This is a genomic window from Streptomyces sp. CB02009 (assembly GCF_001905825.1).
GTDB lineage: Bacteria > Actinomycetota > Actinomycetes > Streptomycetales > Streptomycetaceae > Streptomyces.
The window spans coordinates 107,168-120,172 of sequence record NZ_LIVV01000002.1 but is presented as its reverse complement, the minus strand read 5'-3'; the positions used below and the strand labels follow the sequence as shown (position 1 = coordinate 120,172).

Below are 13,005 nucleotides of genomic sequence, written 5' to 3'. Positions count from 1 at the left end.
GGAGCGGGGGCGCGGCCTAGGCTCGCGCCCCATGACCTCACAGCTCAGGGGAGTTCGACGAGAGGTGGCCCGCGTCGTCGCGGTCTGCCTGCTGGCCGCCGGTCTGGTGGGCACCGTGCCGGCCGCGGCCGAGACGCCGACGCCCGGTGACGGTCCCGCCGTCGTCCCGGTGCAGACCACCGGGCCCGCGGACCGGCGGTTCAACCTGGTGTTCATGGGCGACGGCTACACCGCGGCGGAGATGCCGGCGTTCCGCGCCGACCTCGACCGGCACCTGAACACCCTGTGGAGCGTCGAGCCCTTCGCCTCCTACCGCTCGTACATCAACGTCTGGGCGGTGGAGGCCCCTTCGGCCGAGTCGGGCGTGGACTGCGACCCCGGCCTCGACTCGCCCGCCCGCGACACGGCGCTCGACATGGGGTTCTGGGGCGGCTGCAATCCCGGCAGCGTGCAGCGGCTGCTGACCGTCGACAGCCGGAAGGCCGCCGCGCTCGCCGATCTCGTCCCGGGCACGAGCGGCGCCAACCGGCAGATCGTCGCCCTCGCCCACAGCTCCACCTACGGCGGCGCGGGCGGCAGTTACGCCACGGCGTCCGGCGGCAACGCGCTCTCCTCGCTCATCACCCCGCACGAGATAGGCCATTCGCTGGGCGGCCTCCAGGACGAGTACGACTACTACGCGCGCGGGGTGCCGGGCGAGGCCTACTCCGGGCCGGAACCCTCCTCCGCCCACCACACTCTCCTGACGGAGCGTCAGATGTGGGACCAGCGCGCCAAGTGGTGGCGCTGGCTCGGCGAGGAGAGCGAGTCGGGCGGCGTCATCGGCCGCCACGAGGGCGGCATGTACAGCACGAAGGGCGTCTGGCGCCCGAGCCGTCACTCCCTGATGAAGACCCTCGGCTACGCCTTCGACCAGGTGGAGCGCGAGGTGATGGTCCGGGCGATCTCCGCCAAGGTGAACCTGGTCCAGGACCACACGCCGAACACCGCACCCGTCGGCGCGGACCGGACGGTGTGGGTCGACACCCTGCACCCGGTGGGCGGCGCGCTCAGCGTGACCTGGCGCCTGGACGGGCGGACGCTGCCCACCCGCGGCGCGCGCACCGTCGACCTGCGCGCCCTGCGGCTCTCCCCCGGGCCGCACACCCTCACCGCGACCGTCACCGATCCGACGCCCTTCGTCCGTGATCCGGCGGTCCGCGCCTCGGCGGCCCTCACCCGGACCGTCGCGTGGACGGTGGACCCGGCCCGCACCACCGAGCGCGACGGGACCGCGGCCGCGTTCACCGGCCACACCCCTCTCGGATCGCCCGTCGGCGCCCGGTCGGTGGTCCACGCCGACACCACCCACGCGGTGGACCGGACCCCGGCCCTGCGCTGGCGCCTCGACGGCCGCACCGTGGCGACCGGGCCCAACGACCGCGACCTGGACCTGCGTTCCCTCAGGTTGGCCCCGGGCACCCACACGCTCACCGCGCGCATCGTGGGCACGGACGAGGAGTTGAGCTGGACCGTGGACGCCCGCCCGGCGACCGCCACGTACGCGCTCTCGGAGCCGCTGCGCACGGTGGGGCGGCACGGCCGGCCCGTGGAGTACGTGTACGACGGGCCGTTCACGATGCGGCTGACCGCGCGGGACGACCAGGAGGGCGCGGTGGTGAGCCAGTTCAGGGTCGACGGCGACGGCTGGTACACCTACTACGGCTGGCCCACGGACGCGGACGCGCCGTTCCGCTTCTCGCCCGGCGGCACGGTGATCGACGACCTCGTGTACGGGAAACTGGGCCGCAGCCGCGCGGTGCCGTGGGACGACGCGACCCCCGACTACGGCACCCACAGGATCGAGTACCGCACGATCGACGCGGCCGGCAACATCGGCGGGACCGGCGAGTTCCTGGTGACGCTGGTGGCGCCGTAGCCCTCTCAGGAGAGGCCCGCAACGGGAGGAGGCCCCGCCGGAATGCCGGCGGGGCCTCCTCCCGTACGGACGGGATCGGGGAACGGACGGGATCAGGGCTTGCGGGCCACCGCGGCCCAGCCCGGGATGGGCTCGTCGCCCGGTACCGGGACGGGCTCGCCCAGCTCCGGATGCCACTCGGCGGTGAGCGAGACCCCGGGCTCGACGAACTCGAGGCCGTCGAAGAACGCGGCGAGCTCGTCCCGCGAACGCGGCCGCAGGGTCAGCCCGCGCGCCTTGTACATCGCGACCGCCTCCGCCGCGCCCTCGGGGTTGAAGTCCCCGGTGACATGGGAGAGGACCAGGTAGCTGCCCGGCGCGAGCTGGTCCACGAGCTTGCCGACCAGGTCGTACGCGTTGTCCTCGTCGCCCACGAAGTGCAGCAGGGCGAGCATCGACAGCGCGATGGGCTGATCGAAGTCAAGGACCTTTCCGGCCCTTTCGAGGATGATCTCGGGTTCGCGGGCGTCCGCCTGGATGTACTCGGTGGCCCCTTCCGGGGTCGAGCGCAGCAGGGCGGCCGCGTGCGCGAGCACGATCGGGTCGTTGTCGCAGTAGACGATGCGGGAGTCCGGAGCGGCCTGCTGCGCGATCTGGTGCAGGTTGGGCTCGGTCGGGATGCCCGTACCGATGTCCAGGTACTGGCGGACGCCGTGGGCGCTGAGCCAGCGGATGGCGCGGTGCATGAAGGCCCGGTTGACGCGGGCCATGTCCCGGCCGCGGGCGTCGACGGTGAGGAGCTGGCGTGCCATCGCCTCGTCGACCGGGTAGTTGTCCTTGCCGCCCAGGAACCAGTCGTACATCCGCGCGGGATGCGGCGTGCTGGTGTCGATCCGTATCTCACTCCGCGGGGATGCGGGGTCCTGGGTCATCGGCGCTCCTGGTCGGGATGAACGAGTGGCACTGCAACAAGAGTTACGTGACGGTAGGGGGAGGACGGAAGGGTTCAGGTGAGCAGAAAGTCAGCCTGACCGGATTTGGCTCCCTGGATGAAAGCCGCGATCTCCCCGTGGGTGTAGATGAGCGCTGGTCCTTCAGGGTCTGCGGACTGTCGCACGGCGACTCTGCCGTCGGCCAGCTTCATGGCCTCGACGCAGTTGCCCCCGTTCCCGCCGCTCCACGGCTTGTGCCAGCCCTCGGCACCGAGCTCAGCGGCGGGCATGCCGTTGTATATGCGATCCATTCACAGCTCCTTGCGGAGATTCCGGAGAATCTCCTTCGTGCGTTGTGCAGTCGCGGCCTGAGCCGCCATGCGGTCCATGACCTCCAGGTGGGATGCCACCTCGGGGCGCGCGTCGAGATAGACGGCGCCGGTCAGGTACTCGCTGTACACCATGTCCGGCAATTCAGGCATGGCGAAACGGAAGAGGACGAACGGTCCGTAGGTGCCGGGGTGGTGGCCGGACGCGAACTCCGCGATCTGCAGGGTGACGTTCGGCAGCTCCGACGCTTCGAGCAGCCGGTCGAGCTGGTCGCGCATCACTTCGGGCCCGGCGCCGACCGGTCGGCGGAACACCGTCTCGTCCATGATCACCCAGAACTTCGGGGCGTCATCCCTGGTCAGCAGGGACTGCCGCTCCATCCGCAGGGCTACATGCCGCTCGGCGTCCTCGTCCTTGGCGGCATCGCTGCCGCCACCGACCGCCCCGCTGCGCAGAATGGCGCGGGCGTAGTCCTCGGTCTGAAGCAGACCGGGGACGAACTGGGGCTCGTACGCCCGGATGAGGCTGGCCGCCCCCTCCAGGCTGACGTACATGGAGAACCAGCCGGGCAGCACGTCGTGGAACCGCTGCCACCAGCCGGGAAGGTTGGCCTCCTCCGCCAGGGCGATGAACCCCTCGGCCTCGGAGTCCGTGATCCCGTACTCCCTCAGGAGGAGCTGCACGTACGGAATCTTCAGTGCGACTTCGGCGGTCTCCATCCGCCGGACGGTGGCCGGAGCCACCCGGAGGATCTTCGCGGCCTCTTCCCTCTTCAGGCCGGCACGCTCCCGCAGATCCTGCAGGCGCCTGCCGAGAACGACCTGTCCCACCGTGGGGGCGGACCGCGGCTCGCTCACTCTCAGACCTCCCCGACGCACTGTTTCGACGAGTGTGACACGAAGCCGCGCCAGAGAGAACACAGCACTCTGGAATTTTCAGAGTGCCACTTGCCAAGTGTCCGACTCAGGAGGACAGTGTTCCGGTGTGAACCAGTACACGCTGCCGCCGTGCGCCACCGCGCCACGGCGACAGCGCCGTACAGGCACTCCTGCCCCTTGTTGTGAGGAACCGGTCGTGGCTTCTGGTAACGCGCAGCCTTCAGGTCTCATGAGTCCCCGAGTCATGGCCCCGCGCCCGCAGCCCCAGACCGATACCGATGGCGTCCGCCGCTTCGCCTACGAGCTCCCCGCCCTCACGTCCTCGGTGGCACGCGCCCGCCGCCTCGCGGAGGAACGCCTCATCCTCTGGGGCTGCGGCCCCGACATCCGCGACACCGTGGCCCTGGTCGTCTCCGAACTCGTCACCAACGCCGTCGTGCACACCGCCAGCGACCGCTTCATATGCGAGCTGCGCGAGGGCGAGGACACCCTCCGGATAGCCGTGCGCGACGAGGGCGGCCCGGCGGACCCGCGGATACGCGACTGCGGCGAGGACGAGCGCGGCCGCGGACTCCTCATCGTGGACGCCCTGTGCACCGCCTGGGGCGCCGACCGCACCGGACACGGGACGGCCCAGGTCGTCTGGGCGGAACTGGCCCACGGCATGGGGGAAACGTGCTGAGGTCGATGGCCACCCGCATGATCCCGCTGCTCCCCGGGACCCGCAGGTCCCCCTCCGGCGAACGCGTACCGGACCCCCGCCGCTCCGCCGGCCTTCGCCCCGGCACCCCGGGCGCCACCGGCTCCTCCCACCCCCGTGAACTGGGCGCCATCCGCCTCTCCGTCCCCGTCGGACTGCACACGGGCCTCGGCTGCGACGCCGTCGGCGTCCCCGCCCGCTTCGGCTTCAAGATCCTCTCCCGGCTCCCCGCCAAGGGCTGCGTCTACGCCGACTCCGACTGGTGGTGGTGGCTGGTCCCGGCCGGCTCCGACCAGGACGTCACCTGGCCGCTGCCCGCCTGCTACGCGCGTGGCGCCGAGATCCCGGACCGCAGGCCGCGCCTCATCCACCACCCCGACGGCACCTCTCCCTACACCCCGCCGATCCCCCTGTACCTGCTGGTCTGCCAGCTGACGGGCATCGCGCCGTCCTGGGCGGGACCGCCGGTCAGCAGCGCACGCTGACCCAGGGGCCGTACGCCACCGCGTACGGCCGCGCACGTTCGGCGACGACACGGACTCGGACGATCCCCGCCGCGCGCGACCCCCGACCGCATAGGGTCGGGAACATGTTCACCCCGCAGGGTCCCAGCCTCCGCGAGCTGACCGTCCAGGCCCTCTCCTCCGTCGAGCACGGCTACGACCTGCTCGCGGCGAAGTTCGACGCGACGCCGTTCCGCACCTCCGAACGGCTCCTGACCGCCGTCGCCCGCACCCTGGAGACCCTCGGCCCCTTCGACTCGGGACTCGACCTCTGCTGCGGCACCGGCGCCGGCCTCGACGTCCTCCGCTCCGTGTGCGCGGGCCCGGTCACCGGCGTCGACTTCAGTACGGGCATGCTGGCCAGGGCCCGCGAGGCCCATCCCACCGCCGGCCTGGTCCGGGCCGATGCCCTGGCCCTGCCCTTCGCACCGGTCTTCGACCTCGCCGTCAGCTTCGGCGCCTTCGGCCACTTCCTGCCGCACGAGCAGCGCACCCTGTTCGGCCAGGTCCACGCCTCCCTGCGGCCCGGCGGCACGTTCGCCTTCCCCATCGGGGCCCCGCCCCCGGTCGGCTCCCGCCTCTACTGGATCCTGTGGGGCTTCGACGCCACGATGCGCGTCCGCAACGCGGTCTGGCGCCCACCGTTCGTCATGTACTACCGCACCTTCCGGCTCGGCGACGTCCGCGCCCGCCTGGAGGACGCGGGCTTCGAGGTCGGCTCCACGCCCGTCGAATCCCTGGGCACCCGCGAGGACGGAAGCCCGCGGTGCCGCCTGGTGGTGGCGCGCAAGAAGGAGTAGCGGCCGCAGCCGGGCTTCGCCGCCCCGGGCCGCCGGGCCCCGGGCAGCACCCACGGCACAGCCCGTACAACGCGACATGCCGGTCGATACGAGATCGACCGGCATGTCCACTGGTGTCCGAGGGGGGACTTGAACCCCCACGCCCGATAAAGGGCACTAGCACCTCAAGCTAGCGCGTCTGCCATTCCGCCACCCGGACAAGGTGTCTGCCGCTGCGGGGTTTCCCTCGGGGCGACAGATGTAACTCTACCAGGGGTTCCAGGCGGCTTTCACCAGCGTTTTCCGTGGTCAGTGGGGTGAAGCCGCCCCATGATCCTTGATCACGTACGGATTTCCCCGGCCGCGCACACGGGGTGCCGCCGCCCGCTCACGCAGCGTGCGGCGGGACCGACCCGCGACGGTCCCGAACCCCCTGGTCGGCGGGGGTCCGAGACCGTCGGGCGGGTCAGTGGCCCTTCTCCCGCAGCGAGTGGAGGTGGGCGCTGGACCTGCGGGCGAAGGTCAGCGAGTCGACGGGATTGTCGTGCTCGGCCTGCCAGTGGTGGGCGCTTCGCCCGTGGCGGGTGCGGTTGACCGCCGAGATGAAGCGCCGGTAGTCGATGTCGCCGTCGCCGACGTCCGTCATCCGGTAGCCGTAGGGGACGGCGGAGTCGTCCCGGTCGCCGTCCTTCACGTGGAAGAGCGGATAGCGGTGGGGCTGGTCGAGGACGTAGTCGAGCGGGTCGAACGGGGCGGGCGTGCCGTCCGGGCGGACCGAGTAGCGGTACTGGCCGACGTACGCCCAGAAGATGTCCATCTCCAGGTGCACCAGGTCGGGGTCGGTCTCGGCGAGGAGAACGTCGTAGAGGCGTACGTCGGGGCGGTCACTGGCGAAGGAGAACTCCTCCGAGTGGTTGTGCTGGTAGAACTTCATGCCGCGCTTCCGCGCCGCGGCACCGTACCGGTTGAACTCCTCGGCGCACCGCTTCCAGCCGTCCACGGTGGAGCCGTAGCGCCAGGGCCCGGAGGCGGTGCCGATGTGGGGCAGGCCCAGGGCGGCCGCGTCGTCGAGGACCCGGTCGAGGTTCTGGGCGAAGGTGTACGCACCGGGGTCGCTCGCGTAGTAGCCGACGTGGCTGCCGATCGGGCGCAGACCATGGTCGCGGGTGACGCGCTTGAGCTGGGCGAGGCTGATGGGGCCCGCGGAGCCCTGGCTGTACCCGGCGTACTCGACCTCGTCGTAGCCGTACTTCCGCAGCTCCGCGAAGACGGCGGCGAAGCCGAGGGTCGCGACCTTGTCGCGGAGCGAGTAGAGCTGGATGCCGAGGCGGCCCGGCGGCAGGACGGGGCGGCCGTGCCCGTGGCCGTGCCCCGGCGACGCGGTGGTCCCGGCCGCCGCGGCGGCGGGGGTCGCCGCCCCGAGCAGCGCGGCGGCGGTCGCGCCTGCGGCGACGCCCAGCATGTTCCGCCGGCTGAGCCTGTGGACGAGCTCGGGGTCGTTGGCGGCTTCGGTACGGCGCGTGCGACTCATCTGTGGATAACTCCTTGGGTGTCGGAAAGGCCTGCTTCACTGGATGTGGCCGGAGGGACCGGCTGGGGGATCTGCGCCACGGCGTCAGGCCGAGGTCTCGGTGACCCCGGCCAGCCTGAGCAGCAGGTTCTTCACATCGGTGGCCGCGACGCGGCCGTCCAGGGCGCGGGGGGTGGAGCACAGGATGAGCGGACCTTCGTCGTCGCTCGCGGGAAGGCGGCCATGGCTGCCACGAAGAGGTGAGGGGTCCAGGGGGACGACCGCCAGCCGGTACCGCATACCGAGCTTCTTGCGGGCGATCTCCCTGGCGGCCTTGATCCGCACATAGGGGTCGAGCGGGTCCATGAGGAGTTCGGCGGGGTCGTAGCCGGGCTTGCGGTGGATCTCGACGAGCTGCGCGAAGTCGGGGGCGCGGGCGTCGTCGAGCCAGTAGTAGTACGTGAACCAGGCGTCGGGTTCGGCGAGGGCGACCAGCTCCCCCGAGCGCGGATGGTCGAGGCCGTGCTCCTTCTTGCCGTCGTCGTCGAGGAGCCGTTCCAGACCGGGGAGGCCGGCCAGGGCTTCCCGGACGGCCGGCAGGTCGGTGGGGCGCTTCACGTAGACGTGGGCGATCTGGTGGTCGGCGACGGCGAACGCCCGGGAGGCCATCGGGTCCAGGTACTCCATGCCGTCCTGGGTGTGGACCTCCAGCAGGCCGGCGCGCCGCAGGGCGCGGTTGATGTCGACGGGGCGCTCGACCCGGGTGATGCCGTACTCGGAGAGGACCACGACCGTGCGGCCCTCGGCCCGCGCCTCCGCGAGGAGCGGCGCGAGGACGGTGTCGAGCGCGGCCGCGGCCCGGAAGGACCGCGGGTCGTCGGGGCCGTAGCGCTGGAGGTCGTAGTCCAGGTGCGGGACGTAGCAGAGGGCGAGGTCGGGGCGGCGGGTGCGGAGGATGTGACGGGTGGCGTCGACGATCCAGCGGCTGGAGACGAGGTCGGCGCCGGGGCCCCAGAAGTGGAAGAGGGGGAAGGTGCCGAACTCCTCGGTGAGTTCGTCGTGCAGGGCCGGGGGCCGGGTGTAGCAGTCGGGTTCCTTGCGTCCGTCGGCGTAGTAGACGGGACGGGGGGTGACGGTGATGTCGGTGTCGGCGCCCATCGCGTACCACCAGCAGATGTTGGCGACGGTGTAGTCGGGATGGGTGCGGCGGGCGGCGTCCCAGAGGCGGTCGCCGGAGACGAGACCGTTGTGCTGGCGCCACAGCAGCACGTCACCGAGGTCGCGGAAGTACCAGCCGTTCCCGACGATGCCGTGCTCGGCCGGGAGGGTGCCGGTGAGGAAGGTGGTCTGGGCGGCGCAGGTGACAGCGGGCAGCACGGTGGAGAGCGGGGCCTGGGAGCCGCTGCGGGCGAGGGCGGCCAGGTGGGGCATGTGCGGCAGGAGCCGTGGTGTGAGACCGACGACGTCGAGGACCAGGAGGGGGGTCGGTGCGGGTGTGGCGGCGGATGCGGGAGTGGCTGCGGGCGCGGGGTCGCTCATGGCAGTTCCTTGAGGCCGAGGTCGGTCAGCAGGTCGCGGGCCAGGGTCAGTTCGGCGGCGATGCCGTCGGCGAGCCGGGCCCTGGTGCGGGGGCGGCTCTCGGGAGGAAGGGCCTGCCAGGTGTACGTCTCGACCTCCAGGTGGGACGTGCGCGGGTGCGGGCCGCCGACGAGCAGGGCGAGGGCGTCCTGGAGGACCGGGAGCGTGGAGCTGAGCGGAGGGGCGGGGGGAGCGTGCAGGGGGACGTGGAAGTGGGAGCGCCAGGGGGTCGCGTCGGGGAGACCGTGGGCGGTCGTGGCGTGGTGGCCGGACGCGGCGAGCGCCTCGGGGAGGTCGTCGGTGCCTCGGAGGCCGGCGGCGGTCCTGGTTCGGGTCTGGTGGAGGAAACGGGGCTCGGCGAACGCGGCGAGCGCCGCCCTGACCTCGGGAAGGTGCGGGTGCTCGGCGTGGAGCGCGGCGGAGAGCTGCGCCTTGGGCACGGGGATGCCGGCGGCGGCGAGCGAGTCGAGGGCCGTGCGCGGGTCCTCGAAGGAGGTCGCGAGATGACAGGTGTCGAGGCAGACACCGATACGGGGGTTCGGCGCGGGGCCCGGGTTCGGCGCGGTGACCGGACTCGGTGCGAGGCCCGGGTTCGGTGCGGCGCCCGGGTTCGGTGCGGGCCCCGGAGCCGGTGCGGCGGTGAGCGCGGCGACGGCGTCGGCGACGGTCTCGACGACGCAGCCGGGCTCCGGCTCGAGTCCGATCCGGATGCTCCGCCCGGTGAGTTCCTCCAGCGCGTCGAGCCGTCCGGCGAGCGTCGCCAGGGCCGTGCGGGCGGTGGTGGCGGCCTCCGCGTCAAAGGAGGTGCGCCAGGCGAGGGGCAGGGTGGAGACGGACCCTTCGGTGACGTCCTCGGGGAGCAGCGCGGCGAGGAGCCGGGCGAGGTCGGTGGTGTGGGCGAGACGATCGGGGTGGGTCCAGTCGGGCTGGTAGACCCGGTACTTGACCTCGTCGGCGCCGAACCCCTCGTACGGGAAGCCGTTCAGGGTGACCACTTCGAGGCCGCGGCGGTCGAGTTCGGCGCGCAGGGCGCGGAGCGAGGCCGGGTCGGTGGTCAGGGAGCGGGCGGCGTCGCGGGCGAGCCAGAGGCCGATGCCGAGCCGGTCACGGCCGAGGCGGCGGCGGACCGGCTCGCAGTGGTCGCGGAGCTGGGCGAGGACGCCGTCGAGGGTCTCGGCCGGGTGCACGTTGGTGCAGTAGGCGAGGTGGACGGTGGAGCCGTCGGGGTGCCGGAAGCGCATGGGGACGCCTCATTCCCCGCCACGGAGCACGGAGTTGCCCTCGTGCAGGTCCGGTGGGGTGGGGAGGTCGAGGTGGAGGCGGCCGCTGAGCCCGTAGAAGGCGACGGGGTTGCGCCAGAGGACCTGGTCGACGTCGTCGTCCGTGAAGCCGGCGCCGAGCATGGCCAGGGCCACGGCGCGGGTCTTGAGGGGGTCGCTGCGGCCCCAGTCGGCGGCCGAGTTCACCAGGACGCGGTCGGTTCCGTACTCCTTGAGGATCGCGACCGTCCGGTCCTCGTCCATCTTGGTGTCGGGATAGACGGAGAAGCCGAGCCAGGCGCCGCTGTCGGCGGCCTCCTTGACGGTCGTCTCGTTGAGGTGGTCGAGGAGGACGCGGTCCGGGGCGAGCGCGGACTCGCGCACGACGTCGACGGTGCGGCGCAGGCCGGTGAGCTTGTCGCGGTGCGGGGTGTGGACGAGCGCCGGCAGGCCGTGGTCGGCGGCGAGCTGGAGCTGCGCGGCGAGCGCGGTGTCCTCTGCGGGCGTCAGGGAGTCGTAGCCGATCTCGCCGACGGCGACGACACCGTCCTTGGCGAGATACCGGGGCAGGTCGTCGAGGACGGGGACGCAGCGGGGGTCGTTGGCCTCCTTCGGGTTGAGGGCGAGGGCGCAGTGGTGGGCGATCCCGTGCTGGGCGGCGCGGAAGGGCTCCCAGCCGAGGAGGGCGTCGAAGTAGTCGAGGAAGGAGGCGGGCGAGGTGCGCGGCTGGCCGAGCCAGAACGACGGTTCGACGAGGGCGCGGACTCCGGCGTCGTACATCGCCCGGTAGTCGTCCGTGGTGCGCGAGGTCATGTGGATGTGCGGGTCGAAGATGCGCATCAGGACTCCTCGGTGGGGGCGGTGAGGGCGAGGACGCGGTTCAGGTCGGCGGGGACGTCCCGTCCCGCGGCGGTGCGTTCGGCGGCGTGGTCGCCGAGCATCCGGGCGAGTTCGCGATCACCGGCGGCACGTTCGGCGAGGCCGGCGACGGCGGTGACGGGGACGTCGGTGAAGAGACATTTGAGGAGGGCGTGCCGCCAGGCGTGGGGGGTGAGGTGGGTGGCGGCGTAGGGGCCGACGGCGGCGGCGATCAGGGTGGTGTCGTGGGTGCGGAGGGCGTCCTCGACGAGCGGGACGGCCTCGGGGCCGGTGACGAGGGCGGGGAGGGCCAGGAGGACCGCGCGGCGCTCGGCGGCGGCGCCGTGCCGGTAGAGACGGGTGAGGGTGTCGGGGTCGGCTCCGGCGGCCCGGAGGAGGAGGGTGCGGGCCTCGTCCGCGTGCTCGCGCCCGCAGTGCCGGCCCGCGGCGACGAAGCGCTCCTCCCACGCGGGGGCGCGGGCCTCGGCCTCGGCGAGGGCGGAGTCCAGCCAGGCGCGGGCGGCGGCGCCGGCCGTCACCATGTCGGGGCCTCAGGACGCAGGAAGGAGAGGGAGGTGCGGGCCAGTTCGGGCCCGGCGTGGGAGTGGCGGGGCAGCTCGACGACGGTCAGCCCGGGATAGCCGGCGGCGGTGAGTTCGGCGAGGGCGGCGAGGACGGGCGGGAAGTCGATCTCACCGTCGCCGAACGGCAGGTGCTCGTGCACACCGCGGCGCATGTCCTCGATCTGGACGTGGTGCAGCCAGGGGGCGGCCGCGCGCAGGCAGTCGGCGGGAGGGAGGGGTTCGAGGCACTGGCAGTGGCCGATGTCGAGAGTGAGGCCGAGGACGGCGGGCGAGGGGTCGCCGAGGAGTCCGCGCAGGTGGTGGAAGTCGTCGAGGGTGGCGAGGAGGTGGCCGGGTTCGGGTTCGACGGCCAGGGGGACGCGGGCGGCTTCCGCGGCCTCGAGGACGGGTTCGAGGGAGGAGGCGAGCCGCTTCCACGCCTCGTCCGGCGGGGTGCCGGCCGGGAGGGTACCGCTGAAGCAGTGCACTGCGTGCGCGCCGAGGTCGTTGGCGATCCGGACGGCCCGCAGCAGGAGCCGGACCCGGGCGGCGCGGTCCTCGGGGTCCGGGTCCAGCAGGGACGGGCCGTGCTTGCGGCGCGGGTCGAGGACGTAGCGGGCCCCGGTCTCGACGGTCACTCCGAGCCCCAGTTCGCCGAGGCGCCGGGCGACCCGGGCGGTGCGGGCGGCCAGGTCGGGGGCGAGGGGGTCGAGGTGCATGTGGTCGAGGGTCAGCCCGACGCCGTCGTAGCCGAGATCGGCGAGGAGCCCGAGGGCGTCGTCGAGCCGCAGATCGGTGAGGCCGTTGGTGCCGTAGCCCAGCCGCGGACGGCCCGCGGAGTCCGGAGCGGACGGGAAGGAGGCGGGAGCGGCGCTGAGGGCGGCGCCGGGGGCGGCGGCCCCGGCGAGCGAGGGAGCCGACGGGTGGGGGGCGGGGCGGGCGGTGCTCATGTGGGGCTCACCTTCCGGGCGAGGGCGCGCGCGGCCGGGACCAGGCCGAGCAGGGCGAGCGCGGTTCCCGGCGCCCCGGCGCGGGCGGCCAGCGCGGCCTGCAGCGGGATGGTGGCCCGGATCCCCCCGCCGACGGCCCGCTCGGTGAGCGCCGCGGACGGGTTGAGCGCGGCGTGGAGGAGGAGGGTGGCCGGGGTGCGGGCGTAGGCCAGCGCGAGGAGGGAGCTGAGACCACGGGAGGGGACGGACCGGCGGGAGGGGACGGACC

Annotated in this window: 13 protein-coding genes, 1 tRNA gene and 1 pseudogene; 4 read left to right on the top strand and 11 right to left on the bottom strand. The window is 72.9% G+C overall.

The window, feature by feature from the left end; genetic code table 11:
- The first annotated feature begins 31 nt into the window (after window positions 1-31).
- A complete protein-coding gene (locus tag AMK27_RS07965) occupies window positions 32-1,918 on the top strand; it encodes a M64 family metallopeptidase (protein WP_073904239.1) in 1,887 nt (628 codons plus the stop codon).
- A gap of 92 nt (window positions 1,919-2,010) precedes the next feature.
- Here AMK27_RS07965 and AMK27_RS07960 read toward each other — a convergent pair whose 3' ends face one another.
- The 3 genes from AMK27_RS07960 to AMK27_RS07950 form a co-directional block, all read right to left on the bottom strand.
- Window positions 2,011-2,829, bottom strand: coding sequence for an SAM-dependent methyltransferase (locus AMK27_RS07960; protein WP_073904237.1), 819 nt, complete (start codon window positions 2,827-2,829; stop codon window positions 2,011-2,013).
- A gap of 74 nt (window positions 2,830-2,903) precedes the next feature.
- On the bottom strand, window positions 2,904-3,140 hold the full coding sequence (locus AMK27_RS07955; RefSeq protein ID WP_015037566.1) for a DUF397 domain-containing protein: 237 nt from the start codon (window positions 3,138-3,140) through the stop codon (window positions 2,904-2,906).
- Window positions 3,141-4,016, bottom strand: a complete 876-nt coding sequence (locus tag AMK27_RS07950) for a helix-turn-helix domain-containing protein (RefSeq protein WP_073904235.1) — start codon at window positions 4,014-4,016, stop codon at window positions 3,141-3,143.
- 250 nt (window positions 4,017-4,266) lie between these two features.
- Here AMK27_RS07950 and AMK27_RS07945 point away from each other — a divergent pair, with 250 nt between their 5' ends.
- The 3 genes from AMK27_RS07945 to AMK27_RS07935 all read left to right on the top strand — a co-directional run bounded on the left by AMK27_RS07945 (window position 4,267) and on the right by AMK27_RS07935 (window position 6,040).
- On the top strand, window positions 4,267-4,719 hold the full coding sequence (locus AMK27_RS07945) for an ATP-binding protein (RefSeq protein ID WP_231070876.1): 453 nt from the start codon (window positions 4,267-4,269) through the stop codon (window positions 4,717-4,719).
- Between the two features lie 5 nt (window positions 4,720-4,724).
- Window positions 4,725-5,222, top strand: coding sequence for a hypothetical protein (locus AMK27_RS07940; protein WP_241847385.1), 498 nt, complete (start codon window positions 4,725-4,727; stop codon window positions 5,220-5,222).
- 104 nt (window positions 5,223-5,326) lie between these two features.
- Window positions 5,327-6,040, top strand: a complete 714-nt coding sequence (locus AMK27_RS07935) for a class I SAM-dependent DNA methyltransferase (protein WP_073904232.1) — start codon at window positions 5,327-5,329, stop codon at window positions 6,038-6,040.
- A gap of 111 nt (window positions 6,041-6,151) precedes the next feature.
- Here AMK27_RS07935 and AMK27_RS07930 read toward each other — a convergent pair.
- The 8 genes and pseudogenes from AMK27_RS07930 to AMK27_RS07895 all read right to left on the bottom strand — a co-directional run.
- Window positions 6,152-6,239, bottom strand: a tRNA-Leu gene (locus AMK27_RS07930).
- Window positions 6,240-6,485: 246 nt separating this feature from the next.
- Entirely contained in the window at window positions 6,486-7,550 is a 1,065-nt protein-coding gene (locus tag AMK27_RS07925; RefSeq protein WP_073904231.1) for a sugar phosphate isomerase/epimerase family protein, read from the bottom strand.
- Between the two features lie 84 nt (window positions 7,551-7,634).
- Window positions 7,635-9,068 carry a nucleotide pyrophosphatase/phosphodiesterase family protein gene (locus AMK27_RS07920; protein WP_073904230.1) on the bottom strand — a complete coding sequence of 478 codons (1,434 nt, stop codon included), beginning with the start codon at window positions 9,066-9,068 and terminating at the stop codon, window positions 7,635-7,637.
- The gene (gene eboE, locus AMK27_RS07915) at window positions 9,065-10,348 is read right to left on the bottom strand and encodes a metabolite traffic protein EboE (RefSeq protein WP_073904229.1); all 1,284 of its coding nucleotides are present in this window, start codon (window positions 10,346-10,348) and stop codon (window positions 9,065-9,067) included. Before eboE ends, AMK27_RS07920 begins: the two co-directional genes overlap by 4 nt.
- Window positions 10,349-10,357: 9 nt before the next feature.
- Window positions 10,358-11,206: a TatD family hydrolase gene (locus tag AMK27_RS07910; protein ID WP_073904228.1), complete on the bottom strand. Its 849-nt coding sequence runs from the start codon at window positions 11,204-11,206 to the stop codon at window positions 10,358-10,360.
- On the bottom strand, window positions 11,206-11,766 hold the full coding sequence (locus tag AMK27_RS07905) for an EboA domain-containing protein (protein ID WP_073904227.1): 561 nt from the start codon (window positions 11,764-11,766) through the stop codon (window positions 11,206-11,208). The genes AMK27_RS07910 and AMK27_RS07905 overlap by 1 nt, the downstream gene beginning before the upstream one ends.
- Window positions 11,760-12,737, bottom strand: coding sequence for a sugar phosphate isomerase/epimerase family protein (locus AMK27_RS07900; RefSeq protein ID WP_241847384.1), 978 nt, complete (start codon window positions 12,735-12,737; stop codon window positions 11,760-11,762). The genes AMK27_RS07905 and AMK27_RS07900 overlap by 7 nt, the downstream gene beginning before the upstream one ends.
- Window positions 12,734-13,005: pseudogene (locus tag AMK27_RS07895) on the bottom strand (SCO3242 family prenyltransferase); the annotation flags it as partial. The pseudogene AMK27_RS07895 and the gene AMK27_RS07900, both read right to left, overlap by 4 nt.